A 25,889-nucleotide genomic window follows, 5' to 3' on the forward strand; every position below is an offset into this window, starting at 1 on the left:
TTATGGTGCCGCCACCTTGCAGGGGCGGGCGCACCCCGATGCGGGGCGCCGGAATTTCAGGATCGGTTGAACGGTGATCACGGTATCGATTGATGCGATGGGCGGCGATCACGGCCCCTCCGTGGTCATTCCCGGCGCAGCGCTGTCGCTGGAGCGCCATCCGCAGATGCGCTTCATCCTGTTCGGAAAGGCCGACGAGATCGAGCCGATTCTGGCCGGCCATCCCAAGCTGAAGGCGGCAAGCACGGTCGTGGACTGCGAGGTCGCCGTGCAGATGGACGCCAAGCCCAGCCAGGCGCTCCGCAACGGCCGCTGGAAGTCCTCCATGTGGAAGGCTATCGAGGCGGTCAAGGCGGGCGAGGCCGACGTTTGCGTCTCGGCCGGCAACACCGGTGCGCTGATGGCCATGGCGCGGTTCTGTCTCAGGACCATGGGCGACATCGAACGGCCGGCGATCGCCGCCATCTGGCCGACCCTTCGCGGCGAATCGATCGTCCTCGATGTCGGCGCGACGATCGGCGCCAACGCGTTGCAACTGGTCGACTTCTCCGTCATGGGTGCGGCGATGGCGCGTGCGCTGATCGAGGTCGAGCGTCCGACGGTGGGCCTTCTCAATGTCGGCGTCGAGGAGATCAAGGGCCAGGAGGAGGTCAAGGAAGCAGGCCGCCTGCTGCGCGAGGCCGAACTGAGCGGGCTCGAATATCACGGCTTCGTCGAGGGCGACGATCTGGGCAGGGGCACGGTGGATGTCGTCGTCACCGAGGGCTTTTCGGGCAACATCGCGCTGAAGACGGCCGAGGGCACCGCCCGGCAGATCGGCGAGTATCTGCGCTCGGCGATGAGCCGCACCTGGCTCGCCCGGCTCGGCTACCTGCTCGCGCGCGGCGCGTTCCGCCGCCTCAACGACAAGATGGACCCGCGCAAGGTCAATGGCGGCGTCTTCCTTGGACTGAACGGCATCGTGGTCAAGAGCCACGGCGGCACCGACGATGAGGGCTTCGCGGCCGCCGTCGACATGGCCTACGACATGGTCCGCAACGAATTGCTCGCCCATATCGATCACGACCTTCAGCATTTCCACAACGGCCAGGTCCGCGCCAGCCTCGATGCGGCGGTCGAAGACAGCGGGTCCGCGGCAAAGGCAGCACAATGATCAGAACAGCCATCAGGGGCGTGGGATCGGCCCTGCCCAAGCGCGTCGTGCCCAACAGCGAACTTGAGGAGCGGCTCGAAACGTCCGACGCCTGGATCCGCCAGCGCACCGGCATCGCCCAGCGCTATGTGGCCGGTGACGACGAGACCACCGCATCGCTCGGGGAGGCGGCCGCACGCGCCGCGCTCGACGATGCCGGCATCGACATCGACGCGATCGACCTGATCATCGTCGCCACCTCGACGCCGAACAACACCTTTCCGGCGACCGCCGTCGACATCCAGTGCCGGCTTGGCATGCACCATGGCGCCGCCTTCGATATCCAGGCCGTTTGCACGGGCTTCATCTACGCGCTGACGACCGCAGACACCTATGTGCGCGCCGGCCTCGCCCGCCGCGTCCTGGTGATCGGCGCGGAGACCTATTCGCGCATCCTCGACTGGAACGACCGGCGCACCGCCGTCCTGTTCGGCGATGGCGCCGGTGCGGTGGTCGTCGAGGAGGCGCACGGCAACGGGCTGACCTCCGACACCGGCATCCTGGCCGCCCATCTGCGCTCGGACGGTCGGCACAAGGAAAAGCTCTATGTCGACGGCGGCCCCTCGACCACGCAGACGACGGGCCATCTGCGCATGGAGGGACGCGAGGTCTTCAAGCATGCGGTCGGCATGATCACCGACGTGATCGAGCAGTCGTTCGCGACCGCGGGCATCACCGGCGAGCAGATCGACTGGTTCGTGCCGCACCAGGCCAACCGGCGCATCATCGAGGCCTCGGCGAAGAAGCTCGGAATCCCCGAGGAAAAGGTCGTGATCACCGTCGACCGTCACGCCAACACCTCGTCCGCCTCCATCCCGCTGGCGCTGGCTGTCGCGGTTCAGGACGGCCGCATCGGCAAGGGCGATCTGGTGCTGCTCGAGGCGATGGGTGGCGGCTTCACCTGGGGCGCGCTGCTCGTGCGCTGGTGAGGCCGACTCCGATTGCCTGTTTCAAAACGGGATTCGGACCATGTCGCCGGCTTCATATCCGGGCGCATTTGCTTGATTTCAAAGGTCTTTGACGATACCCTTCGGCGCGTCCGAGATTTATCGCTTTGCGGAAAGACATTTCATGGGGGAGAATACGGTCACACGGTCGGACCTGACCGAAGCCGTCTACCGCAAGGTGGGACTGTCACGCACCGAATCCGCCGCTCTCGTTGAAATGATCATTGACGAAATCTGCGATGCGATCGTGCGCGGCGAAACCGTCAAGCTTTCCTCCTTCGCCACGTTCCAGGTGCGCTCCAAGACCGAACGCATCGGCCGCAATCCGAAGACGGGCGAGGAAGTGCCGATCTCGCCGCGCCGGGTCGTCACCTTCAAGGCGTCCAACGTGCTCAAGCAGCGCATCATCGACGGATACAAGAAGCGGCACAAGAAGGGCTGAGGACGAGACGGGGGCAGGGCTCCAATAGCGCCGCGATGAGGGACGATGATGACCGAGAAGAGCCCAGACGCCTTCCGCACGATCTCGGAGGTCGCCGACGACCTCGACCTGCCCCAGCACGTCCTCCGCTTCTGGGAAACACGCTTTTCGCAGATCAAGCCGCTCAAGCGCGGCGGAGGGCGGCGCTACTATCGCCCGTCCGATGTCGATCTGCTGCGCGGCATCCGGCACCTCCTTTACGAGGAGGGATACACGATCAAGGGCGCCCAGAAGATCCTGCGCGAGAACGGCGTCCAGTTCGCCGTCGCCATCGGCGCGGGCGACCTTTCTGCGCTCGAGGAAATGGCCCGCCGCAACGCCGAGGCGCGCGCCATCGAGGGGCAGGCGTCCGAGAACAAGGTCGACACGGCGCAGAAGGCCGATTCCCCCTCGGCCAGGGCAGCGGCCGACGCGGTGGACGACGAGCCGACGGCCGATGCGGATGTGATGGTCGGCCATGCAAGGCCCCGGTCGCGCGGCCTGTTCGGTCTTGGCGGCCGTGGCGGAGAAGGCGCGTCCGAGACCGGCACGGACCTTTCCCGTGACAACCGGACCCTGTTGCAGGAAGCGCTGTTTGATCTTCTCGAATGCAAGCGCCTGCTCGACCAGGCACGCTGATCGCACCGGTGTTCGACCAATACTCCTCGCGTCGTCCGCGCTTCGGTCGGTGCCGAGCGGACAAATCCGCTCTTGTTTCGCGCGCCCGCCGGAACTATAGCACGCCAAGGTCGGAGCGTAGCGCAGCCCGGTAGCGCACTACACTGGGGGTGTAGGGGTCGTGGGTTCGAATCCCGCCGCTCCGACCAGTTTTCCCTTCATCGTCGGTTTCCGCATCGGTCCTTTCGCGGAACGATGGGTCCGCCGACGTCCGGCCCGAACGCGCGACCCTGGCGCGCGGGGTGCCGGTCAGCTTGCCGTGTTTTTGGCGATCCAGTGCCGGTGAAGGTCTTCGATCCGGCTGCTGGTCAGCAGCGGCATGGCCGCTTCGAGTTCGTCCTCCGGCCAGTCCCACCATCGCATTTCCTCAAGCAGCGCGATCAGCCGCTCGTCGAAACGCTTGCGGATCGTCCGTGCCGGGTTGCCGCCGACGATAGCGTAGGGCGCCACGTCCCGGGTCACCAACGCGCGGGTGCCGATGACCGCACCATCGCCGATGCGAACCCCCGGCATGATGATGGCCTCCGACCCGATCCAGACGTCGTTCCCGACAACCGTGTCGCCGGCCGGCACGTAGCCGTTTTCCGCCGCCGCGAACGTGGGAACCTCGGACATCCAGTAGAAGGGAAAGGAGCTGACCCAGTCGTGCCGGTGCCCCTGATTTCCCGCCATGATGAAGGCCGCACCGGTCCCGATCGAGCAGAAGCTTCCGATGAGGAGCCGGTCGACGCCCGCATCGGGCAGAAGATAACGCGCGCAGTCCTCGAACGAATGACCGTGGTAGTAGCCCGAATAGTAGCTGTAGCGACCGACGCTGATGTTGGGGTTCTCGACCTGCTTGTCGAGCGGGACGCCCTTGAACGGGCTTTCGAAGAAATTTTGCATGGTCCGGTTCCTGAAATGAGTTGTTTTCTGCGGTCAGGCAGAAGCGGCGCGCATACACTTCGGTATCGCGGCGATCCCCCGGGCGTCTTCCGGGGCTCATTCAGGTGGTTCGGCGTGCCGCCTTCATCGGGCTGGAAACCTGCTGCAGGGTGGGGCGTCCAGCATAGCCCGCGCGGCGATCGAGGCCAAGCCGCAAGAGGCCTTTTGCCGCGAAAGAACGTCTCGGGATGCCCGATACGGGCAATGTCGCTGACGGCGACGCGCCTCCCGCGTTCAGGGAGGGCTCGGCCGTTTCCCGTTGGTTTGCGATAAGCGAACCGGCTACCGGTCAGGCGTACGTCGATGCGTCGCGAGGCGTGCCGTGATGCGCCGGCGGCGTGGGCGAGGGGACCTGCGCGCGCTGGTGGCGCGCTTCAAGCGCGATGCAGCCCCAGATGATGCCCATGATGAGATAGAGATGCCGCCACCGGTCGGTGTCGATGACGTTGCCGACCAGCATGTGGCCGAAGAAGACAACCAGCGCACAGATCAGAACGGGCTGCCAGGGCCGGTCGCGCAGGGCGATCCGCAGGCCGGCCCCGAGCGTCCAGAAGACCAGCGTGACATAGGCGGCAAAGCCAAGCCACGAATAGTCGAACAGCGCCTTCAGCCAGATGTTGTGCGTATCGGTGCCGAACCGGCGGCCGAACTCGAGCGGGCCGATGCCGAGCGGGTGCTCGGTCGCCTTGAACAGGCCGAGCACCTGGTTCGAAAAGCGTCCGCCCTGGCCCGCATCATAATCCTGGACCAGGCGGGCGCGCTCGACCAGCATCTCGCGCACGGTGTCGATCTGCAACGCGATGCCCAGCGCGATGACGATCGCAACGAACGCCGCCACCGACAGCGCCAGGACACGCAGCCGGAACGCCGGCGTCGGCGAGGCGATCAGCAGCGTCATCGTCAGAAGAAGCGCGCAGACGACGAACAGGCCCCAGCCGGCGCGCGAGAAGGAAAGAAACAGGGCGAGCACGAGCACGGCAAGCAGCGGCAGCCGCCACAGGGCGCCCTGAGCGGGCGCGTCAGAACGCCGTGAAGGCACCAGATGGTCGGCAGTGCGAGAAAGGGCGCGAACACGTTCGGGTCCTGAAAGGCGCCCATCGCGCGACCGTAACGAGTGAAGATCTCGGCGCCGGGCAACAGGCCGAAATAGCCGACGATTCCCAGAAAGCCGGTCAGGACCGCGGCGGTCAGATAGCCGTTCATGATCACGTTCAGCCGCCGCCAGTCCGCCGCGATCACCGCAGCAAAGAAGATCGCGGTGAAGGCGAGAAAGAAGCCGACGGCCAGATAGAGCGGCGCGTCCCGCCAGTTTGCCATCGTCATCATCGAGATGACGCCGCCGATGTTGAAGACGACGAGCAGCACCGTCAGCGGCATGATCGCGGCGGGCAGGCGCAGCCCGCACAGGAACCATATGGCGACGAGCCCCACCATGAACAGTTCGTACGGCGCCGGCTCGTTGATCACGAAGCCGCTCAGGAACGCGCTCAGCCAGATGGCGAACGCCGCCAGCAATCCGCCGAGCGCGCGGTTCCTGTCGACCGGCGAGAGGGGCGGGGCGGCGGTCGTCAATAGGCGTTTTCCGTGTTCAGAAGGCTGATCGGCGTCAGGAACAGGATCTTCAGGTCGAGCAGCAGCGACCAGTTTTCAATGTAGTAGAGGTCGTACTCGGTGCGCTTCTTGATCTTCTCGTCCGTATCGACCTCGCCGCGCCAGCCATTGATCTGTGCCCAGCCGGTGACGCCCGGCTTCACCCGATGCCGCGCGAAATAGCCGTCCACCACCTCGCCATAGAGCTTGTCACGGGTCTGGGCGTGAACGGCGTGCGGACGCGGGCCGACCAGCGACAGATCGCCCTTGAGCGCGTTGAAGAACTGCGGCAGCTCGTCTATCGAGGTCTTGCGGATGAACCGGCCGACGGGCGTCACGCGCGGATCGTTGCGGGTCACCGCGTTGCGCGCCGTCGCGTCCTGCTGATCCACATACATCGAGCGGAACTTGTAGACGTTGATGATCTCGTTGTTGAAGCCGTGCCGCTTCTGCACGAAGATCACGGGGCCCTTCGATGTCAGCCGCACCGCGATCGCCGTCGCCAGCATGATCGGCGAGAGCACGATGATCCCCAGAAGCGAGAAGACGATATCGAAGCCGCGCTTGGCGACGCGGTCCCAGTCGCGGATCGGCCGGTCGAAAATGTCGAACATCGGCACCTTGCCGATGAACGAATAGGTGCGCGGCCGGAAACGGAGCTTGTGGGAATGGGCCGAAAGGCGGATGTCGACCGGCAGCACCCAGAGCTTCTTGAGCATGTGCAGCACGCGGTTCTCCGCATCGAGCGGCAGCGAGACGATCAGCATGGAGATGCGGGCGCGCCGGGTGAACTCGACCAGCTCCTCGATGTTGCCGAGCTTCGGGTAGCCCGCCACGATCAGCGGTGAACGCTCGTCGTCGCGGTCGTCGAAGATGCCGCAGATGCGCACGTCATTGTCCGGCTGCGCCTCCATGGCGCGGATCAGCTTCTCGGCGGCCTTGCCGCCCCCGACGATGACCGCGCGCCGCTCCATGGTGCCGTTGCGCGCCCATTTCCGCACGAGCCAGTTCAATGTGAGCCGCACGGCGAACAGCAGAACGAGGCCGGCCAGGAACCACGATCCGAACCAGACCCGCGAGAAGTCCTCCGAGGTCTTCATGAAGAACGCCGTCAGGGCCATGACGGCGAACGCGGCCGTCCACATCGCGGCCACGCGCGGGAAGAACGCAACCGAGTTGCGGATCGCACGGATCTGATAGGCGTCGGCCACCTCGGCGAAGATCACGTAGAGCGCCGAACCGGTGATGATGGCGGCGGGATAGTCCAGGAGCATGCCCTGCGGCACGCCCACATAGACCAGCATGATCAGAACCGAGATCGCGGCAAGCGCGAGGAATTCGCCGACGCGCAGCAATCCGCTGACCATCGACGGCGAGATCGTGTCGCGCCGGTATTCGTCCGCGATCCGCGCGGCCAGCGAATTGAGCTGGCCCTCCTTGATGACCAGTTCGTCGCCCGTCTGGTAGGCGCGGACGGTCTCCGGCGTGTAGCGCAGGCGCGGGTCGATCTCGTTCATCACTGCTTTCCGTTCGCGATTGCCGCGAAAGCCTATCGGGGCAGGCTTAAGAAACGCTTGATGAAGGCCCCGATCCCGGCCCCGCCGCGCCTCGCGCGCGGGCAAGCGCCTCGCGATAGGTTTCGATGATCGCGCCGGCCATCGTCTCGGCGCTGAAGCGGGCCCTGAGATCGGCCACGGGCGGCATCTGCCTTGCCAGCCGGTCGGGCTCGGAGAGGGCCCTGTCCATCGCTACGGTCAGTTCGGCGCCTTCGGGCGCGATCAGGGCAGGGTTCTCTGGCCCCATGATCTCTGGAATGCCGCCGACATGGCTTGCGATCAGGGGTTTGCCGGCGGCAAGCGCTTCGAGCACGATGTAGGGCATCGCCTCGGCGCGCGAGGGCATGGCGACGGCGCGGGCAAGCGCGAACGCCTGCCGGGCCGGCATCGGGTCGCGCAGGGCGATCGCGTCGCCGAGCCCCGCATCGGCAATGCGGCCCGCGATGGCGTCGCGATCAGGGCCCGCGCCGACCATCACGCCAGAGACCTGCGGATGCGGACCGCCGCGCAGCGCGCCGATGGCGTCGACGAACAGGTCCGGCCCCTTCAGCATGCGCATTTCGCCGATGAACAGAAAGTCCGCCGCATCGGGCGCGGCGGGGACCGGTTCGAACTCGCCGGGGGCAAGCCCGTTATGGACAACGCGGGTCGGACAGCGCGGCTCGCCGATCTTGGCGCGCCAGGTCTGGCGTTCGTAGTCGGCCACGAAGAGGATCGTCTCGCAGACCCGTTCCAGCATGCGCTCGACGGCGAAGTACAGCCGGCCGCTGCGGCTCGCCGGGTCGTAGTGAAGGCTGCCCCCATGCGGCGAATAAATCCGTGCCGGCCGCCTGGAGCGGTTCGCCATCGCACCCACAGCGCGCGCGAAAACGCCGCCCTTGGCGCCGTGGCCATGGACCACGTCGGGCTCCATTTTCCTCAGCAACGCCAGTATGTTGCGGGCAGCTCCAATGTCCCCGGGTCCGATCGAGCGGGCCATCGGCACCCGCCGCAGGCCGAGCGCGAGGCCTTCGGCCAGTTCGGCCAGCATCGGTTCATTGTAGCCAGCCGTGCCGGCAACGTCGCAGATCAGGCCGACCCGGTGACCGGCCGCGCCCTGGGCGTCGGCCAGATCGCGCACATGGCGCAGAACGCCGCCCATGGGCGCCCTCAGCACATGGACGATCGTCAGGCTCGGCGCGTCGGCCATCGCATCAGGGCCGGTCAGAACAACCGTTCGCGGACATAGATCGTGTCGCCCGGCAGGATCGGGTCGGAGATCAGCACACGGCCGGTCATGACGCGGCCGTTGATGTGGCGGGTGATGTCGGCATTGGCCTGGTTGGCGCGGGCCGAAAAGCCGCCCGCCGAGGCGATGGCGGTCTGCACGGTCATGCCCGGCACGTAGGAGTATTGGCCCGCGGCGCCGACCTCGCCCATCACGAAGATCGGCCGATAGGTCTCGACCTGTACCGAAACGTCCGGATTGCGCAGGAAGCCCTGGCGCAGCTCGGTGGCGATGGCGCTTTCGAGCTGGTGGACGGTGCGGCCGCGCGCCGGCACGGCGCCGACGAGCGGAAACGAGATATAGCCCGACTGGTCGACCGCGTAGGCGTTGGTCAGATCGGCCTGGTCGAAGACCGTGACCCGGACCTGGTCGCCGGCATCGAGCGTATAGGGCTGGTTGATCGCCTCGTGGAATGCTGGCGGGGCGGGGCGATAGCCCGAGCAGGCCGCCAGCGCGAGCATGGCGGCGGCGGCGAAACCTCGCATGACAAAGGAGCGCAACTGAACACGCATTGGCACTTCCAACCGTTCATCGAAAGGCGCGTGGTGCGCCCTGGTCGGTACGGTTATCGCGTCATTAGGGTTAATGGCCGGTAAAGCGGGCGGGGTCGGCGCTCCGCCGCCCGGCATGATTTACGCTTCGTCAATCCCGGTGAACGAAGTCTGAAGGGCCGGTTTACACCATGGAAACCATACCGGTTTACGCTCGCCGGCAAGTACCGCGTTGCCGGAGTGTGCACATGGCCGTTTCGTCCTATCAGTCGCAAGACGCCGACCTCGATGTCGGCCGGCTGTTCTCGGCCCTATGGCGCGACAAGTGGATCATCGTGATCGGGGCGCTGGCGATCACCGCGATCGTCACGCTTCTTTTGTTGATGGCAACACCGCAATATCGCGGCGATGCCCGCGTGCTGATCGATGCCGGCGAGTCCGTCTTCACGCGCCCCGATCGCGACCCGCTGGCCGATCAGACGCTGCTCGACCAGGAAGCGATCGCCAGCCAGGTCCAGATCATCACTTCGACCGATCTCCTGCTCCAGGTGGCGGAACAACTCGATCTGGCGTCGCGCGAGGAGTTCAACGCCGACGCCAACCTCTCGGCCTTCCGGCGCGGGCTGATCCTGATCGGCCTTGCCGCGGACCCGTCCGAGCGCAGCCAGGAACAGCAGGTGCTCACCGCAATCCGCGAACGGCTTTCGGTTTATCCGGTCGAGAACTCGCGCGTCATCGTGATCGGCTTCCGGTCCTCCGATCCCGAACTTGCGGCCCGCGTTCCCAACACGCTGGCCGAGGCCTATGTCGCCCTCGAAAGCCGGGCGCAGCTCCAGAACACGGGCGCGGCCGCCGACTATCTCGAGCGCGAGATTGCCGACCTGCAGCAGGAGGTGCGCGCCGCAGAGGCGGCCGTCGCCGACTATCGGGCGGAGAACGGGTTGCTGCTGGGGGAGAACAATGCCGTTCTGGCCACCCAACAGCTTGCCGAACTGTCGACCGAGCTGTCGCGGGTCAGGGCCGAACGGTCGGCGACCGAGGCGCGGGTGCGCAGCGTGGAAGCCGCGCTCGAAAATGGCGTGTCCGTCGACACGCTGCCCGACGTGATCGCCTCGCCCGTCATCGCCCGGCTGACCGAGCAGCGCGCGAACCTGCAGGCCGAACTGGCCGATCTGTCGACCACGCTGCTGCCCGGCCATCCGCGCATGCAGGCGCTGCAGTCGCAGATCGAGGGTCTGGGTGCGCAGATCCGCGCGCAGGCGCGCAACGTGCTCGCCGGCCTCCGCAACGAGGCCGGGATCGCCCGTGATCGTGAGGCCGAACTGGGCGCCGATCTCAACACGCTCAAGGCCGCCTCGGCCGACGCCAACGACAGCGAGGTCGAACTGCGCGCGCTCGAGCGCGAGGCGGCCTCCAAACGGGCGCTGCTGGAGACCTATCTGGTGCGTTTCCGCGAAGCCCAGTCGCGCGATCAGGGAGAGTACGCCCCGGCGAAGGCGCGCCTGATCTCGTCCGCCACCGTGCCGATCGAGCCGTCCTTTCCGCGCATGGTGCCGCTCATCGGTGCGACCTTCTTTGCGTCCCTTCTATTCATGATCGTCGTCACGCTTATGCGCGAACTGTTTTCAGGCCGCGCTCTGGTTCCGGCGGCAAATGCGCCGGCGGTTTCCGATGCGGCATCGGCGGCCCCTGCCGTCAGCGAGCCCGTCGCGCCGGCCGCCACGCCCTCGGTCGCTGACGCCGAGCCCGAGCAGGTGGGCCGTGCGGCGCCCGCTGCCGCACCTGCCCGTGCCGAAGGGCCGGCCAACGACAATTTCTCGGTCTCCGCGGTCGCCGACAAGCTCATCCGGCGCGGTGCCGGCCGGGCGCTGATCGTCGCGCCGCCGGGCGGCACCGCCGCGCCGAATGTCGTCGGCATCGCGCGGCGGCTCGACGAGAAGGGCCTTCGCACCATCGTGCTCGATCTGTCGGGAACCGGCTATGCCGGCGGCCTGATGGACGCCGATCCGGCCGAGCCGGGCATCACCGATCTTCTGGCCGCGCAAGCCTCCTATTCGGAGGTCATCTTCGGCGACAGCCGGTCCGGGGCCCATGTCATGCCTTCGGGCGGCGCCGATCCGGAACGCGCGCTGGCGGGCATCGAACGGCTCCCGATCATCCTCGATGGCCTCGCGTCCGCCTACGACATCGTGGTCGTCGACTGCGGCGTCACCGACGCGGCCGGTCTGGCCCGGCTTGCCAGCCACGAAAGCGAGATCATCCTTTCGGTCGACCCCGAAAGCGGCGATGCCGCGGTCGAGGCGGCGCAGGACCTGGCCGATGGCGGCTACGACGATGTGCTGATCGTGCTGGGCGAGGATGATGCCTCGCCCGATCCCGATACGCCCGTCGATCTGCGCAAGGCGGGGTGAGCGGCTAGATCCTTGCGACCTAAGAGCGGCTTGCGAGCGCCTTGCGCACCCGTTTTGCAAGGGCCCAGGCCCGTTCGTTGGACTTGAGCGCCCGCACGAGGCGGCTCCGGCCGGTCTGGGCGGCCGCCCGCATCTTGCCCGGCAGCGTGAGGCCGATCGTCGTGTCGTAGTGCGTGGTCTCGATATCGCACCAGGCACGCTTGTATCGTTCGTCCCCGATGCCGAAGTCGAAGATCCTCACTCCCGTCTCGCAGGCGTGGGCGATCATGCTGAAAAAGAGCTGTTCGCCGGGTCTCGCTGGCGCATGGTGGACGTCGAACGTGCCGAACTCGACCGTCATCCGGCCGTCGAGCGTCGTCGTGCCGGCGATGGCGATGATCTCGTCGTCCAGCGTCAGGGCGTGCAGTTCATGCTGCGGGCCGTGCTCGGTGAACAGCACCCTGAAGAACGCCTGCGTGCGCGCGTCGCCAAAGACGTCGGAAATGCCGGCCGCCCTGAACCGTTCCGCCTTCAGCGCAAAGAAGCGGTCGAGCGCGGCCGGCGCATCCGCCACGGGAACCGGATGGTGGAACGCGACGGTCCCGATCGCGTCGAGCTTGCGCCGGTAGCTGCGTATCTTCTTGCGTTTGTTCTTGCCGCCGCGTTCGGTCAGCAGCGTGTCGAAGTCGCTGTCGATTGCGAACGAAAGCGCGATGTTCGGGCTCTGGACGCTCGTGCCGAAGACGAACGGATTGGCGATGCCGTTCCAGACGGCGTGCTGGCGCTCCAGTATGATCGAGCCGGCCGGGCAGTCCGCCGCCCGCAGCGCCGCCTTGATCGCCGGCTCTCCCGCGCGCGCCAGTGCCTCGATGTCGGCACGGCGACCGACGGGAAAGTTCCCGTTCGCGTGGCGCCCGCCGCAATAGCCGGCGACCCCGTTTCCGCACAGTTCGAGCGGCAGCAGGACCGGACCATGGCCATCCGTGGCGAAGGTCAGGAACATCGGTTCGCAGCCGGCCGTGCCGACCCAGGCCGAAAGCATTGCCGGGTGCTGGTAGCCGGTGTGGATCATGTCGGGCGTGATCGCATCGATTGCGGTGCGCGCGGCGGCGACGCCCGCGATGACCTCGACCGAGACCGCCGGCACGCGCGCGGCGGTGGCGGCGCCGGTCCGCTGAAACGTTGCGTCAACCATTCCTTCAACCCTTTCACCGTACCTTAAGCCGATGCGGGTTTCATTTCCGTTGAAGGCCGCCGGCCAATTGCCCCGGTCGGGCGGTCACTGACGTGCAGGATAGGTGATGTACAAGACGCTGTGGCGGAAGTCGGTCATGATCGGCGCGCGCGCGACAGGCCTGTCCGCCGTGTCCCAGCGGCTCTTCGGCGGTATGGGCGCGATCTTCATGCTGCATCGGATCGGGCCGCCGCAGAACGCCTCTGGGCTCAACGCGTTCCTGTCCTGCGCTCCGGATTTCCTGGACGAGCTGTTCGGCACGCTCAAGCGCGAGGGCTGGCGCTTCGTCACGCTCGACGAGGTCGCCGATCGCCTGCGCGCGGGCCATCGCGACGAGCGTTTCGCCGCCGTGACGCTCGATGACGGCTACCGCGACAACGCCGAACTCGGCGCGCCGGTCTTTGCGGCGCACGAAGTGCCTTATGCGGTGTTCATCTGCCCGGGGCTCATCGATGGTTCGACCTATCTGTGGTGGGAGATCGCGGCGCGGATCATCGAAAGCCGCGACACGGTTCGCTTCCGCACGCACGACGATGCGATCGAACTGCTCTGCGCCACCGCCGCGCAGAAGCAGGCCGCATACGATCGCCTTACCGGCTATCTGACGAGCGAAGTCGACGAGGACGCCCAGCGGGTCCTGATGACGCGATTCGCGGCCGATCACGGCGTCGATGTCGATGCGCACCGGCGCGCGTCGATCATGGACTGGGACGAGGTCCGCGCGCTTGCCGCCGATCCGCTGTGCACGATCGGCGCCCACACGTCCCACCATTTCAGCCTCAGGCGCCTCGAACGAAACCGCGCGATGGAGGAGATCGCCGGATCGGTGCGGCGCATCGGCGCCGAGATCGGCCAGACGCCGCGTCATTTCGCCTATCCCTATGGCGGTCCGTCTGCGGTCGGCGAACGCGAGGTCGATCTCGTTCGCCAGGCCGGTCTCGCCACGGCGGTGACCACGCGCCATGGCCTTCTGCAGCCCGGCCACGCCGACCATCTGCACGCCCTGCCGCGCATTTCGCTGAACGGCGAGTATCAGCAGCCGCACTATGTCGAGACGATGCTGAGCGGGTTGACCGTGGCGCTCGCCAACCGGGGTCGGCGCCTGGTCACGCTTTGAGCCTCAGCGGGCGTCCTCGCGCCGCGCCGGTCGTTCCATCCATGAGATGATGAACATGGCCGGCACCACCCAGACCAGCCCCGAGAGCCCGAAGAAGGCCAGATGCACATACCATGCGCTGTCGGCCAGCCGCGCCGAGGCGATCGCCATCGCGACCAGCGCATAGACGATCACCAGCGCCACCAGCGCGACCATGCCGATGAATTTTCTCAGCCTTTGCGGCATCGGGTCTTCCTCTTTGACCGCCGATCTAGCACATGCGATCGCCGTGCCAAGCCCCGCACGCTGCGGCAAAGCTGCACTTGCCAGTCCGCCGGCCATTTGCCATCTGCGCTGCGACCCGACAGCGAGCCGGACCATGAGTGCCGTCACCACACCAGCAATGCAGACCCCTGATATCAGACGCGCGGACGCCGAACTGCGCCATCGCGCTCAGGTGCGCGGCTGGCTCTATTTCACGGCTCTCGTCCTGCTTGTGCTCGTCACCGTCGGTGGCGCCACAAGGCTGACCGATTCGGGCCTGTCGATCACCGAATGGGCGCCGATCCACGGGGTCATCCCGCCGCTGACCGAGGCGCAGTGGGAAGAGGAGCTCGAACGCTACCGGCAGATACCGGAGTACCAGGTCGTCAATCGCGGCATGTCCATGGCCGAGTTCCAGTTCATCTACTGGTGGGAATGGGGCCACCGGTTCCTGGCGCGGGCGCTTGGCCTCGTATTCGCAGTGCCGCTCGCCTTCTTCTGGCTGACCGGCCGGCTGGACAGGCGCGTGAAGCTGCCGCTGCTGGGCCTTCTTGCGCTCGGCGGTCTGCAGGGCTTCATCGGCTGGTGGATGGTCTCGTCGGGCCTGACCGAGCGGGTCGACGTCAGCCACTATCGCTTGGCCGTGCATCTGTGCATGGCGGCGCTGATCCTGGGCTGGATCGTCTGGGTCGCGCGCGGGCTCGCCCCGCACGCCCGCGATCTCAAGCCGACCGCGCGATCGAGCCTGTGGGCCGGCATCGTCGCCGGTCTTGTCTTCGTGCAGATCTATCTGGGCGCCCTCGTCGCCGGGCTCGATGCGGGCTGGGTATTCAACGAGTGGCCGATGATGGGCGAGGGGCTGTTTCCGGCCGTGATGTGGGAGCCGGCGCTCGGCTGGCGCAACTGGGTCGAAAACCCGGCCATCGTCCAGTTTGCTCATCGCACGGGCGCCTACGTGCTGCTGGCGGTCATCGTCGGCCACGTCTGGTCGTGCTGGCGCTGGGCCCCGGGTTCGACGCATGCCCGCCGGGCCATGGTGCTGCTCGGACTGGTGCTCGCGCAGGCCCTTGTCGGCATCGTCACGCTGGTGATGGAAGTGCCGCTCTTCTGGGCCCTCGTGCACCAGGCGCTGGCCTTCTTCACGCTGGCCTTCGCGGTCGCGCACTGGCGCGCCATGGTCGGCCCGCTGCCGCTGTCGAACGGCCGCCGGCACCTGCACGCCTGACCGCGATCAGTCGAAGCGGACGTCCGCCTTCGACAGCATCAGGTCCAGGTTCTGGACGGCCGCGCCCGAGGCGCCTTTGCCCAGATTGTCGAGCGAGGCGATGAGGTTCATCTGCCCGTCGCCCGGCGTGCCGCAGACATAGAGCCGCATCCGGTCGGTTCCCGCCATCTCGGTGGCATCGTTCCGCGCAAGCCCCGCGCTCTCGTCCAGTTCGACCACCTCGACGACGCTCTGGCCGGCATAGTGGGTCTCCAGCGCCTCGTGCACGCGCTCCATGGAGGCATTGTCGTTCAGATGCGCCGCATGCAGCGGCACGTTGACCAGCATGCCCTGCGCGAACCGGCCGACCGAGGGCGTGAAGACCGGCCGTGTCGAAAGCCCCGAGCGCTCCATGATCTCGGGCACGTGCTTGTGGCGCAGTGACAGCGCATAGGCAAAGAACGGCGCGGCGATGCGGTCGTCCGCCGTCTGGTCCTCCATCTGCCGGATCATCTGCTTGCCGCCGCCCGAATAGCCGGAGACCGCGTTGATCGTCAGCGGGTAGTCGGGCGGCAGGATACCGGCCAGCACGAGCGGCCGCACAAGGCCGATCGCCCCGGTCGAATAACAGCCCGGATTGGAGACCAGGCGCGCCTCGGCGATGCGGCTTGCCTGGCCTGGCTCGGCCTCGGCGAAACCGTAGACCCAGTCCGGGTCGGTCCGGTGCGCGGTAGATGCATCGATGAACCGCGTCTCGGCACCCTCGGCCAGCTTGACCGCTTCGCGCGCCGCATCGTCGGGCAGGCACAGGATGGCGATCTCGGCCTCGCGGAGCAGGGCGGTGCGCTTTTCGGCATCGCGCCGGTCGTCGGCGGCGAGCGACAAGAGCGCGATGTCGGTGCGCTTGGCGAGCCGGTCGCGGATTTGCAGCCCCGTCGTGCCATGCTCGCCGTCGATGAATATCTTTGCTGCCATGGAAACCCTGAACGTCTTTCGTTTCAATATGTTGCCGCGGACTTCGGACTCAGGTCGCGAACCCGTTGAATCGCGATCTCAACGGCTTGAATCACTGTCTCAGCCGGCCGCCTTGCGCGCCGCCAGAAGCCCAAGATAGTGCATCGCCACCGTCGCCCCGGCGATGGCCGTGATATCGGCGTGATCGTAGGCCGGCGCAACCTCCACGACGTCCGCGCCGACCAGTTGCAGGTTCTTCAGATGCATCAGCGTGCCCAGCATCTTCGCGCTTGAGGGGCCGCCGGCGACAGGCGTTCCGGTACCCGGAGCGAACGCCGGATCGAGGCAATCGATATCGAAAGTGATGTAGGCCTTGCCGCCGCCAACGCGCGCATAGATCGCTTCGGCGATCTCGGTCGCGCGCATGTCCTCGAGGCGATGCGCGTCGATGATCTCGATCCCGCAGGTCGCGGGCGCATGGGTGCGGATGCCGATCTGGATCGACCGATCCGGATCGATGATGCCATCACGCGCCGCGCGACCGACGAACGAGCCATGGTCGATCCGGTTGCCGTCGTCCGGCCAGGTGTCCTGATGGGCGTCGAACTGGATCAGGGCGAGGGGCCCGTGCGCGGCCGCGTGCGCCTTCAGCAGCGGCCAGGTGACGAAATGGTCGCCGCCCAGCGCCAGAACAAACGCGCCCGCCGCGATGACAGCGCGCGCGGCGGCCTCGATGCGCGCCGGCGTTTCGGCATGATTGCCGTAGTCGAGCAGCACGTCCCCGGCGTCGATCACCGCGAGATCGGCGAACAGATCGTTGGCGAACGGGTATTGCGGATCATTGTCCATGATCGCCGAGGCGCGGCGGATCGCCTGCGGGCCGAACCGGGCGCCCGGCCGGTTGGAGACGGCCGCGTCGAACGGGATGCCGAGCACGGCGACATCGGCGCCGGCCGGATCCTTGGAATATTTGCGGCGCATGAACGATGTCACGCCCGCATAGGTCGGATCGCCGGCCGCGCCGGTCAGCGGGCCTTCGGCGATCGCATGGTCGATGGAGCTTGAGGGCATCGGTCGGGCCTGTTCACAGCGCTGGAACGTCCATCGCGTTCAACAGCTTTCGCGCCCCGTTGGCAACCGACTTGCGGCGATCATCGGCGAGCGCGCGCACCCGCACCTCGATGCGCGGGATGATCGCCGCATCGCGTTTCACCCAGCGCTGGAGCGTCTTCATCGTCATGTTCAGGGCGATCCAGTCGTCTTCCTCTTGCAGATTGCGGATCATGATCGCCGTCGCGGCGGCGCGCTGCTTGGCCGTGAGCCGTTTCTCATGCTCGAGGAACAGTTGCGCCAGCGTCCATTTGGCCGAGGGCTGGTCGATCGCCGAGACCTCGGTGATGAACCGGTCCGCCCACGCCGGGAACCAGTCGGGCCGCGCCTTGAAGACACGCCGGCAGGCGTTCGAGGTACGCAGGCGCACGATCGCGTCCTCGCTGAAATAGCAGTCGAACAGTTCGTCCATGCGACCCGGATCGTCGAGAACGATCTCGACCACTTCGAGCGTGCGGCCCAACGAGTTGGGATGGCCGCCGGCAAGCATCATGCGGAACGGTTCCATGTCCATTCATAGCCGCGACCGCGCCAACAAAAAAGCGGGGCCGGGGCCCCGCTTCGGTCTCTGCTGACAGGCGCCGAAAGATCAGCGCTTGGAGAACTGGAAGCTCCGGCGTGCCTTGGCCCGGCCGTACTTCTTGCGCTCGACCACGCGGCTGTCGCGGGTCAGGAAGCCGCCCTTCTTGAGCACCGGGCGAAGCTCGGGCTCGTAGTGGGTCAGGGCGCGGGAAATGCCGTGGCGCACGGCGCCCGCCTGACCGGAGAGCCCGCCGCCCTTGACGGTGGCGACGACGTCGTACTGTCCGTCGCGGTTTGCGGCGATCACCGGCTGCCTGAGGATCATCTGCAGGACCGGACGGCCGAAATAGGCCTCCATGTCCTTGTCGTTGATCGTCATCTTGCCGGTGCCCGGCTTCAGCCAGACGCGGGCGACGGCGTCCTTGCGCTTGCCGGTGGCATAGGCGCGGCCATGTTCGTCCAGCTTCTGGACATGCACCGGGGCTTCGGGCGCGGCAGCCGGCTGACCTTCGCCGGTCGCCAGGTTGCCCAGTTCTTCAAGGGAGTTTAGATCAGCCATCAGATACGGGCCTTCTTGTTCTTGCGGTTGAGCGCGGCGACATCGAGCATCTCCGGCTTCTGCGCTTCGTGAGGATGGTCGGTGCCGGCATAGACGCGCAAATTCTTCATCTGGCGCCGGCCGAGCGGACCGCGCGGGATCATGCGCTCGACGGCCTTTTCCACCACGCGCTCGGGGAAGCGGCCGTCCAGAAGCTGCTCGGCCGAGCGCTCCTTGATGCCGCCGGGGTGGCCGGTGTGCCAGTAGTACTTCTTCTCCCAGCGCTTGTTGCCGGTGAAGACCACCTTGTCGGCGTTGATGACGATGACGTTGTCGCCATCATCGACGTGCGGCGTGAAGGTCGGCTTGTGCTTGCCGCGCAGGCGCGAGGCGACGATCGTGGCAAGGCGGCCCACGACGAGGCCGTCTGCGTCGATCATCACCCATTTCTTCTGCACATCGGCAGGTTTCTGCGAAAAGGTCCGCATGGGTTCGTCCTTGTTCCATCCCGCCGGACGCACCGCGCGGGCATTTCTTGTTGCTTGGATTGTCGCGTGAAGCGGCAAAAACGGACGCACGGGACCAGCCCGCGCGTGCTCGTAGGGGCGTCTAGTCGGCGCGGCGTGTCTTGTCAAGCGACATTTCCGAGCCAAGTCTCAAAAAGGGATTGAAAAGCAGCAGGTTAGCAATACGGTATTATTTTACCGTATGAGGCTTGCGTGGCGGGATCGAATAGGTGGCCGTGGCGTGGGAGACGAGCGTGCCGTCCTCGTCGCGAACCGAGACCTCGGCCACCGCCAGCCGCTTGCCGAGCTTCAGAAGACTGGCTTCGCAGGTCAGCGGCCCGGGCGCGGCCCGGTGGACGAAATTGATGTTCAGGTTCGTCGTCACCACGAGCGCGACCGGGCCGATATGGGCAAGGATGACGTAGTAGGCGGCAAGATCGGAGATGGTGAACAGGGTAGGGCCGGAAATCGTCCCGCCGGGCCTGAGATGCCGGTCGTTCGGCTCGAGCCGCACGCTCACCGCGCCCGGCTGCACCGAGCGGACCGAGAGCACCCGCCCGTCCATGTGGACCTGAGGAAAGTGCGCGTCGATGAACGCCTCGATGTCGCTTGCCTCCATGACCGGGGTAAACCGTTCCGCCACGTTCTTCTCCTGCTTCTTGCCCGCACGTTTCCGCTGGGATACGGCTTGAGGGGTTAGCCGGAGCACCCAAGGGGAGGCAAGCCATGGCGGGAACGGTCACCGAACTCAGACAGCCCGAACCGGAGGGGCTCGTGCTGGCCCGCAATGAGGGCGCGATCGCGCGCCTGACGCTCAACAGCCCACCCGCCAACGCCCTTTCGATCGCGATGATGGAGACGCTGCTGTCAGCGCTGGTCGAGGCCGGGAGCGATCCGTCCGTGCGCGTGATCGTGATCCGGTCGGAGGGGCGCGTCTTTTCGGCCGGGCACGATCTGAAGGAACTGACCGCCCATCGCGCCGATCCCGACCGTGGCGCCGCCTTCTTCGCGTGGACGTTTGCGCTGTGCGCCGACCTGATGACCGCGATCGTCCGCCATCCCAAGCCGGTGATTGCCGAGATCGACGGTCTGGCGACCGCCGCCGGCTGCCAGCTCGTGGCCAGTTGTGACCTGGCGATCTGCACGGACAGCTCCGGCTTCTGCACGCCGGGCGTCAACATCGGCCTGTTCTGCTCGACGCCAATGGTCGCGCTGTCGCGCAACGTCCAACGCAAGCAGGCCATGGAGATGCTGCTGACCGGCGAGACGATCGATGCGTCGACGGCCAGGGAGTTCGGTCTCGTCAACCGCATCGTGCCGCGCGAATATCTGAATCAGGTTGTCACGAAATACGCCCAAACCATTGCCGACAAGTCGTCCATGGTTGTCCGGACGGGCAAGGAGGCGTTCTACCGGCAGGCCGAGATGGATCTCGACGAGGCCTATGCCTACACGGCCGAGGTGATGGTCGAGAACATGCTGGCGCGCGATGCCGAGGAAGGCATCACCGCGTTCCTGCAGAAGCGCAAGGCGCAATGGACGAAAGAGCAATGAGCGGCAGCGAGACCGACCTTCGCTGGACATGTGAGATGGCTTGCCGTGCAGCATGGCCGGCGGCCATCGAGGTGCGGCACGGGGATTGGACGGCGCGCTACGACGGCAGTCCGATCCGACGCACCAACTCGCTCAATCCGCTGCCCGGCGCGACAGGCCTCACCCGTGATGTTCGCCATGCTGCCGAGTCGTTTTATGCCGGTCGCGGGCGCCGAACGGTGATCCGCCTTCTCGACTTTGCGGCGTCCGATCAAGCGGCGCTCGAGGGCGAAGGCTATCGGTGCGACGGCAACACGCAGACCCTCCACGCCCGGCTGGACGGGGACATCGCCGGAATCGGACAGGACACGACGCTGCATGATCATGCGTCGGCGGGCTGGCTCGCTCTGCGCGAAACGCTCAATCCCGATGGTGGCGTCTTCCGCTCCATGCTGCAGCGGATCGAAGCACCACTTTGTTTCGCTGAGACGCGGGTTGATGGGCAGGTTGCGTCCATCGCTTATGGCGTTCTCATCGACGATCTTCTGGTCATCGAGGCCGTTGCCACCGATCCGGTCTTTCGGGGACGCGGCTTGGCTCGCCAGACCGTCGGTGCGCTGATCAACTGGGCTCGGCGGCAAGGCGCCGGGCAGGCGACCTTGCAGGTTGTCGCCGAAAACGCGCCGGCGCGGGCGCTCTACCAGCGGCTCGGCTTTGACAGGCTCCTGTTCTCATACAGCTACATGTATGCGCCCCAGCCGGAGCGCATGGAGATGTGATGGCGCCCGCCATGCACCACGACAGCTATTCCGACGAGCATGTCCGCTCTGTTCTGACGGGCGTCAAATCCATCGCCGTCGTCGGCGCTTCGCCCAACCCGGCCCGGCCGAGCCATGGCGTGACGAAGTTCCTGGTTCGCAAGGGGTTCGAGGTCTTCGCCGTCAATCCCGGCCATGCCGGCAAGACGATCGCCGGCGCGCCCGTCGTGGCCTCGCTCGCCGACCTGCCGCAGCCCGTCGATATGGTCGACGTGTTCCGTCGCTCCGAACATCTCGGCGGGGTGATCGACGAGGCCCTCGCGCTGCCGGACCGGCCGAAGGTCGTCTGGAGCCAGCTCGGCGTGCGCGACGACGAGACGGCGGCCCGTGCCGAAGCCGCCGGCATCACCGTCATCCAGGACCGGTGCCCGGCCATCGAGATGCCGCGGCTGGGCCTCTGAGACGCAACTCCGTTCCCCGGTGACGAATGTTTGCCGGCGGTTGCGCGCCGATTGCGTCCCCGGCGCGCAAAAATCTTCTTTGCATTCGCTTCTGGCCTCGCCGATAAGATCGGCCGGATCCCCACGAACCTGCATCCGGGAGGCAAGAACCATGTCAGATCATACGCCGGGCTTTGAGACGCTCGCCATTCACGCGGGCGCCCAGCCCGACCCGACCACCAAGGCGCGCATCACGCCGATCTACCAGACGACCTCGTTCGTCTTCGACAGCGCCGACCATGCCGCGCGCCTGTTCGGCCTGCAGGAATTCGGCAACATCTATACGCGCATCATGAACCCGACCAACGCCGTGCTCGAAGAGCGCATCGCCGCGCTCGAAGGCGGCACGGCGGCGCTGGCGGTGGCCTCCGGCCATGCCGCCCAGCTTCTCGTCTTCCACACCCTGATGACGGCCGGCGACAACTTCGTCGCCTCCACCCGCCTTTACGGCGGGTCGATCAACCAGTTCGGCCATGCCTTCAAGAACTTCGACTGGCAGGTGCGCTGGGCCGACATGGATGATCCAGACGCGATCGAACAGCAGATCGACGAGCGCACCCGCGCCGTCTTCGTCGAGAGCCTCGCCAATCCCGGCGGGGTCATCACCGACCTCGAAGCGGTCGCCAAGGTCGCCCACAAGCACGGCCTGCCGCTGATCGTCGACAACACGATGGCCACCCCCTACCTGACCCGTCCGATCGAGCATGGCGCCGACATCGTGGTCCATTCTCTGACCAAGTTCATCGGCGGGCACGGCAACTCGATGGGCGGCATCATCGTCGATGGCGGCACCTTCGACTGGTCGGCCTCGGGCAACTACCCGATGCTGTCGGCGCCGCGCGAGGAGTATGGCGGCGTCGTGCTGCACGAGGCGCTGGGCAACATCGCCTTCGCCATTGCCTGCCGCGTGCTCGGCCTGCGCGATTTCGGTCCCGCCCTGTCGCCGTTCAACGCGTTCCAGATCCTGACCGGCCTCGAGACGCTGCCGCTCAGGATGCAGCGCCACTGTGATAACGCCCATGCCGTCGCCAAGCATCTGAGCAAGCACGACGCTGTCTCCTGGGTCCGCTATGCGGGCCTGAAGGGCGACAAGTACAAGGACCTTCAGAAGAAGTACGCGCCCAACGGGGCCGGCTCGGTGTTCACCTTCGGCCTCAAGGGCGGCTACGACGCCGGCGTCAAGTTCGTCGAGGGCCTCGAGATGTTCTCGCATCTGGCCAACATCGGCGACACGCGGTCGCTGGTCATCCATCCGGCCTCGACCACCCACCGACAGCTGTCCGACGACCAGCGCGAGGCGGCCGGAGCCGGCAACGATGTGGTGCGCCTTTCGATCGGCATCGAGCACATCGACGACATCATCGCCGACATCGACCAGGCGCTGGTCAAGGCCGGCTGACCCATGGGGCCGGCCGCCATCGACGGAAGGAGAACATCGAGATCGCTCTAGGATAGGATGGGGGCCAGGCGCGAGGCGAGGAATGCACGGTCCACGGGCAGGGGGTCTTCCTGTTCGTATGAATGCATCAGCAACTGGGCGTGCCGCCCAAGGATCGGCGCCACGCCGGTGTCCGCGACGTCGTGCAGTCGCACCAGCGCGTCAGCGATATGCTGAAGCATCAGCAGGTTGCCGGAGGCCGCCCTGCGCAGCGGGTGAAAGGCCGTGTTGATGACGTCCTCGACTGTCAGCCCCGCGATCTGGACGCGCACGGTTCCGGCGTCGTCCGCCAGCACCCGTCGCCGCAAGCCTCGTCGCACCGGCTCGGCGCAGGCCGAGCTGATCCGGTCGACGCAGGCGATCGCGGTGAACGTGTCATTTACGCCCGGCGACAGCGCCCGCAGCGCGATTTCCAGCAGCACGCTGATCGAATATTCGATGTCCTCGACCGAACCGCGCGCGGGCTGCAGCGCGATCGCCTGGTTGACGGCGTCGGCTGCCGCCCGCCCGTCGCCAGGACCCTGCCCGGCGCTGAACCGCGCGATCGTCTGGCCCTTGAGCATGAACGTGCCCGTCTTGCGGGTGATGTCCAGGAAAAGACCGTGTTCTGCGGCAAAGCTGAGCAGCGACTGCTCGTCCATGCCGGTGATGTAGCCGTTTTCCGCGGCGCTTATCTCGGACATGGACGCCTCGTCGAATTCGAACGCCCTGTCATCCTCTTCGGTCTCGGCCAGAACGCGCGCCAGACGGCTTTCAAGCTGTCTGGAGATTTCGGCGATCTCCTCGTCGATTGTCACGCTGCGCGAGACGGTGTGGACGAAGAAGATCAGCTGAAGGACCGCCACGGCCGACAGGGCGACAGCCATTGCGATCGACAGGACGGGCACGAAGCCGGGGTCGGTCTGGTGCAGCAGCGTCAGCGCGAACAGGAACAGACCGCCGAAGAGGCCGGCCGTCACCTGATTGACACGGTCACTCGTGAAGCGGCGGAGCAGGCGAGGTGCGATCGTTCCGGCCGCCAATGTGAAGACCACCAGTACGAGTGAATAGACAAGGCTCAGCGTTGTCACCGCCGCGCCGGCGATTGTCGACAGGATGGCAACCGCGGTCTGGTAGTCGGTCTGCAGGAATTGATAGGGCTCGGCGCCGGACAAGGCGGCGAACCACTCGTCGAGCCAGAGCGCGAGCGGCGCGATCGCCCAGACGAACAGCGCGATCGTTCCGGGCACGGTGATCAATCCCCGCACGTTGCCCAATTCCGTCAACGCACGCTTGTACATATCGCCCCTCGCGCCGGCCTGCTGGCCAAAACGATGGCAGTGTCGCGCGGTTCCGTCGCCGCGTCAAAGCGTTGGACGCGGGTTGACCTGCCGCAAGGCGCACAAGCCGGATGATCGCTATGTCCGCACTTGGCGAAATCAACCGGAAAGGAGCGTGTCGATGCGCTTCCGCACCATCGTTTCCGCAATGGCCATCGGCGTGGCCGCCGCACCGGTCGTCGCTCTGGCGCAGTCGGCCGACCCGGCCTGGCTCGATACCGTGTCCGAGCAACTGGCCCGCGACGAGCAGTGTCTGGTCGAATACTACGTCAACATCCGCGAGGGCGAACTCGCTGGCCGCAAGACCTACGAAGCGCGCGCCCAGTGCCGGGACGGTCGTCAGTTCGACGCCGTGCGCACCGAGCCGGAAGCGCAGTTCACGGTCCGGCTGTGCGAGGTCCAGGTCTGCTGACCGGCATGGTCCACGGCCCGATCAGTCGACGTCCGCCGAGGCTTCCATGCTGCTGAAGCGGCTGAAGTTGACGCCCTTTTCGGTCGGCACCGACTGCAGGTCCCCGCCCTCGGCGATGATCGCGTTTTGCAGCACCACCGGAAGCGGCGGCCGCCACGCATCCTGCGGGTCGCGCGACACCTCCTCGTCGGGATAGATGTTGTCGAACGTCCAGTTGACGTTCTCCCAGGCGCGATGGAACTTCTCGGGCAGGAACTTCTTCACGGCGAACAGCGTCGGCCGCCGGTCGCCGAATGCCGAGGTCTGGATCAGGATGTCCTCGGGCACTTCGATGCCGCGTTCCCTGAGCCGGTCCTTGTCGACGACCTCTGAGACGACGAAGGCCGGCCGTTCGCTCGGCGGTTGCGCCAGCACCTCGCGGTGAAGCGCCTTGAATTCCGGTGTGGTGATGAAGGCGATCAGATCGTCATAGGCGGCTCGCATGGCCGCCTGCAGTTCTTCGAGCGTGAAATCGAGATGATCATAGGTCATGGCCGGTGCTCCGGTTGCGTCGAAGGGGCGCCGGGACGCTGCCCCGGCGCGATGCCTTTGCCGAAGTCGCGGGCTTCAGGTGCTGCCGCCGGCGCCGCCGCAGAAGCTCAGCCCGCCGCCGCATGCGCAGCCGCCCACGGCGACCACGTCGGGATCGTTGGGCAGTTCGCTGCGGGTGCCGGTGAAGGCGCCGGCATCGTCGACGCTGATCACCGGCTTGCCCGGCTCGAAATAGCGGCTGGAAATGCGCATGTCGTCGGGAAGCGGAACGCCTTCCTTGCGCAGGCGCTTGGGGTCCAGCAGTTTGGCCCCGACCTTGAGCCGGTCCTCGACCGGCGTCTCCTTGAGCTTGCGCATCGCCTCGACGAAGGCCGGCGACGAAATCGCGTCGATCATCTCGCTCGACATCTTCTTGAGGCGCTCGACCTCAAGCTCATCCACTGCTTCCTGCGGCATTTCTACCTCCCTCAAATGT

The 25,889-nt window shown here is 66.4% G+C and carries 29 protein-coding genes and 1 tRNA gene; 13 read left to right on the forward strand and 17 right to left on the reverse strand.

The window, feature by feature from the left end:
* Positions 1-73 precede the first annotated feature (73 nt).
* From plsX to E0E05_RS07030, 5 genes are all read left to right on the forward strand, one after another.
* Positions 74-1,153 (forward strand): phosphate acyltransferase PlsX, encoded by a 1,080-nt coding sequence (gene plsX, locus E0E05_RS07010; RefSeq protein WP_131616069.1) that lies wholly within the window; start codon positions 74-76, stop codon positions 1,151-1,153.
* Positions 1,150-2,121, forward strand: a complete 972-nt coding sequence (locus E0E05_RS07015) for a beta-ketoacyl-ACP synthase III (protein WP_131616070.1) — start codon at positions 1,150-1,152, stop codon at positions 2,119-2,121. The genes plsX and E0E05_RS07015 overlap by 4 nt, the downstream gene beginning before the upstream one ends.
* Positions 2,122-2,263: 142 nt before the next feature.
* Positions 2,264-2,581: an integration host factor subunit alpha gene (locus E0E05_RS07020; RefSeq protein WP_131616071.1), complete on the forward strand. Its 318-nt coding sequence runs from the start codon at positions 2,264-2,266 to the stop codon at positions 2,579-2,581.
* A 45-nt stretch (positions 2,582-2,626) separates the two neighbouring features.
* On the forward strand, positions 2,627-3,238 hold the full coding sequence (locus E0E05_RS07025; RefSeq protein WP_210215772.1) for a MerR family transcriptional regulator: 612 nt from the start codon (positions 2,627-2,629) through the stop codon (positions 3,236-3,238).
* 111 nt (positions 3,239-3,349) lie between these two features.
* A tRNA-Pro gene (locus E0E05_RS07030) sits at positions 3,350-3,426 on the forward strand.
* A 100-nt stretch (positions 3,427-3,526) separates the two neighbouring features.
* Here the strand turns inward: E0E05_RS07030 and catB are convergent.
* The 6 genes from catB to E0E05_RS07055 form a co-directional block, all read right to left on the reverse strand.
* Complete coding sequence (gene catB / locus E0E05_RS07035) at positions 3,527-4,162, reverse strand: type B chloramphenicol O-acetyltransferase (protein WP_131616072.1); 636 nt, start codon at positions 4,160-4,162, stop codon at positions 3,527-3,529.
* Between the two features lie 328 nt (positions 4,163-4,490).
* Positions 4,491-5,177: an O-antigen ligase family protein gene (locus E0E05_RS17830; RefSeq protein WP_342212204.1), complete on the reverse strand. Its 687-nt coding sequence runs from the start codon at positions 5,175-5,177 to the stop codon at positions 4,491-4,493.
* Entirely contained in the window at positions 5,102-5,773 is a 672-nt protein-coding gene (locus tag E0E05_RS17835; protein WP_342212205.1) for a hypothetical protein, read from the reverse strand. The genes E0E05_RS17830 and E0E05_RS17835 overlap by 76 nt, the downstream gene beginning before the upstream one ends.
* Positions 5,770-7,308: an undecaprenyl-phosphate glucose phosphotransferase gene (locus E0E05_RS07045; protein WP_131616073.1), complete on the reverse strand. Its 1,539-nt coding sequence runs from the start codon at positions 7,306-7,308 to the stop codon at positions 5,770-5,772. The genes E0E05_RS17835 and E0E05_RS07045 overlap by 4 nt, the downstream gene beginning before the upstream one ends.
* A 46-nt stretch (positions 7,309-7,354) precedes the next feature.
* Entirely contained in the window at positions 7,355-8,536 is a 1,182-nt protein-coding gene (locus tag E0E05_RS07050) for a glycosyltransferase family 4 protein (protein ID WP_131616074.1), read from the reverse strand.
* A gap of 14 nt (positions 8,537-8,550) precedes the next feature.
* Complete coding sequence (locus E0E05_RS07055) at positions 8,551-9,126, reverse strand: polysaccharide biosynthesis/export family protein (RefSeq protein WP_131616075.1); 576 nt, start codon at positions 9,124-9,126, stop codon at positions 8,551-8,553.
* A gap of 227 nt (positions 9,127-9,353) precedes the next feature.
* On the opposite strand from E0E05_RS07055, the gene E0E05_RS07060 reads away from it, so the two are divergent.
* Positions 9,354-11,516 (forward strand): GumC family protein, encoded by a 2,163-nt coding sequence (locus E0E05_RS07060; RefSeq protein WP_158629292.1) that lies wholly within the window; start codon positions 9,354-9,356, stop codon positions 11,514-11,516.
* A gap of 19 nt (positions 11,517-11,535) precedes the next feature.
* Here the strand turns inward: E0E05_RS07060 and E0E05_RS07065 are convergent, their stop codons facing one another.
* A complete protein-coding gene (locus E0E05_RS07065) occupies positions 11,536-12,690 on the reverse strand; it encodes a GNAT family N-acetyltransferase (RefSeq protein WP_131616077.1) in 1,155 nt (384 codons plus the stop codon).
* Positions 12,691-12,796: 106 nt separating this feature from the next.
* On the opposite strand from E0E05_RS07065, the gene E0E05_RS07070 reads away from it, so the two are divergent.
* Positions 12,797-13,846, forward strand: a complete 1,050-nt coding sequence (locus E0E05_RS07070; RefSeq protein WP_131616078.1) for a polysaccharide deacetylase family protein — start codon at positions 12,797-12,799, stop codon at positions 13,844-13,846.
* A gap of 3 nt (positions 13,847-13,849) precedes the next feature.
* Here the strand turns inward: E0E05_RS07070 and E0E05_RS07075 are convergent, their stop codons facing one another.
* On the reverse strand, positions 13,850-14,071 hold the full coding sequence (locus E0E05_RS07075; RefSeq protein ID WP_131616079.1) for a DUF2842 domain-containing protein: 222 nt from the start codon (positions 14,069-14,071) through the stop codon (positions 13,850-13,852).
* A 133-nt stretch (positions 14,072-14,204) separates the two neighbouring features.
* Here E0E05_RS07075 and E0E05_RS07080 point away from each other — a divergent pair, with 133 nt between their 5' ends.
* Positions 14,205-15,314 carry a COX15/CtaA family protein gene (locus E0E05_RS07080; RefSeq protein WP_244597992.1) on the forward strand — a complete coding sequence of 370 codons (1,110 nt, stop codon included), beginning with the start codon at positions 14,205-14,207 and terminating at the stop codon, positions 15,312-15,314.
* Between the two features lie 6 nt (positions 15,315-15,320).
* Here E0E05_RS07080 and argC read toward each other — a convergent pair whose 3' ends face one another.
* The 6 genes from argC to E0E05_RS07110 form a co-directional block, all read right to left on the reverse strand.
* Positions 15,321-16,268, reverse strand: coding sequence for an N-acetyl-gamma-glutamyl-phosphate reductase (gene argC / locus E0E05_RS07085; RefSeq protein ID WP_131616080.1), 948 nt, complete (start codon positions 16,266-16,268; stop codon positions 15,321-15,323).
* A 99-nt stretch (positions 16,269-16,367) separates the two neighbouring features.
* Positions 16,368-17,318, reverse strand: a complete 951-nt coding sequence (speB, locus tag E0E05_RS07090; RefSeq protein ID WP_131616081.1) for an agmatinase — start codon at positions 17,316-17,318, stop codon at positions 16,368-16,370.
* A 13-nt stretch (positions 17,319-17,331) separates the two neighbouring features.
* The gene (locus E0E05_RS07095) at positions 17,332-17,865 is read right to left on the reverse strand and encodes a hypothetical protein (protein WP_131616082.1); all 534 of its coding nucleotides are present in this window, start codon (positions 17,863-17,865) and stop codon (positions 17,332-17,334) included.
* Positions 17,866-17,946: 81 nt separating this feature from the next.
* A complete protein-coding gene (gene rpsI / locus E0E05_RS07100) occupies positions 17,947-18,438 on the reverse strand; it encodes a 30S ribosomal protein S9 (RefSeq protein WP_131616083.1) in 492 nt (163 codons plus the stop codon).
* On the reverse strand, positions 18,438-18,905 hold the full coding sequence (rplM, locus tag E0E05_RS07105) for a 50S ribosomal protein L13 (RefSeq protein ID WP_131616084.1): 468 nt from the start codon (positions 18,903-18,905) through the stop codon (positions 18,438-18,440). Before rplM ends, rpsI begins: the two co-directional genes overlap by 1 nt.
* A 208-nt stretch (positions 18,906-19,113) precedes the next feature.
* The gene (locus tag E0E05_RS07110; RefSeq protein WP_131617937.1) at positions 19,114-19,542 is read right to left on the reverse strand and encodes a PaaI family thioesterase; all 429 of its coding nucleotides are present in this window, start codon (positions 19,540-19,542) and stop codon (positions 19,114-19,116) included.
* Positions 19,543-19,649: 107 nt separating this feature from the next.
* Here E0E05_RS07110 and E0E05_RS07115 point away from each other — a divergent pair, with 107 nt between their 5' ends.
* From E0E05_RS07115 to E0E05_RS07130, 4 genes are all read left to right on the forward strand, one after another.
* Positions 19,650-20,477 (forward strand): enoyl-CoA hydratase, encoded by an 828-nt coding sequence (locus E0E05_RS07115; protein WP_131616085.1) that lies wholly within the window; start codon positions 19,650-19,652, stop codon positions 20,475-20,477.
* Positions 20,474-21,235: a GNAT family N-acetyltransferase gene (locus E0E05_RS07120; RefSeq protein WP_158629293.1), complete on the forward strand. Its 762-nt coding sequence runs from the start codon at positions 20,474-20,476 to the stop codon at positions 21,233-21,235. Before E0E05_RS07115 ends, E0E05_RS07120 begins: the two co-directional genes overlap by 4 nt.
* Before the next feature lie 11 nt (positions 21,236-21,246).
* Positions 21,247-21,675, forward strand: coding sequence for a CoA-binding protein (locus E0E05_RS07125; RefSeq protein WP_131617938.1), 429 nt, complete (start codon positions 21,247-21,249; stop codon positions 21,673-21,675).
* 151 nt (positions 21,676-21,826) lie between these two features.
* Positions 21,827-23,113 carry an O-acetylhomoserine aminocarboxypropyltransferase gene (locus E0E05_RS07130; RefSeq protein ID WP_131616087.1) on the forward strand — a complete coding sequence of 429 codons (1,287 nt, stop codon included), beginning with the start codon at positions 21,827-21,829 and terminating at the stop codon, positions 23,111-23,113.
* Between the two features lie 47 nt (positions 23,114-23,160).
* Here E0E05_RS07130 and E0E05_RS07135 read toward each other — a convergent pair whose 3' ends face one another.
* Positions 23,161-24,399 (reverse strand): DUF2254 domain-containing protein, encoded by a 1,239-nt coding sequence (locus E0E05_RS07135; protein WP_158629294.1) that lies wholly within the window; start codon positions 24,397-24,399, stop codon positions 23,161-23,163.
* 193 nt (positions 24,400-24,592) lie between these two features.
* Between E0E05_RS07135 and E0E05_RS07140 the strand changes: the two genes are divergently transcribed.
* A complete protein-coding gene (locus tag E0E05_RS07140; RefSeq protein ID WP_131616089.1) occupies positions 24,593-24,883 on the forward strand; it encodes a hypothetical protein in 291 nt (96 codons plus the stop codon).
* 21 nt (positions 24,884-24,904) lie between these two features.
* Here the strand turns inward: E0E05_RS07140 and E0E05_RS07145 are convergent, their stop codons facing one another.
* Positions 24,905-25,414 (reverse strand): hypothetical protein, encoded by a 510-nt coding sequence (locus tag E0E05_RS07145; RefSeq protein WP_131616090.1) that lies wholly within the window; start codon positions 25,412-25,414, stop codon positions 24,905-24,907.
* Positions 25,415-25,489: 75 nt separating this feature from the next.
* The gene (locus tag E0E05_RS07150; RefSeq protein WP_131616091.1) at positions 25,490-25,870 is read right to left on the reverse strand and encodes a hypothetical protein; all 381 of its coding nucleotides are present in this window, start codon (positions 25,868-25,870) and stop codon (positions 25,490-25,492) included.
* Positions 25,871-25,889 lie beyond the last annotated feature (19 nt).

The sequence above is a fragment of the Roseitalea porphyridii genome (assembly GCF_004331955.1).
GTDB lineage: Bacteria > Pseudomonadota > Alphaproteobacteria > Rhizobiales > Rhizobiaceae > Roseitalea > Roseitalea porphyridii.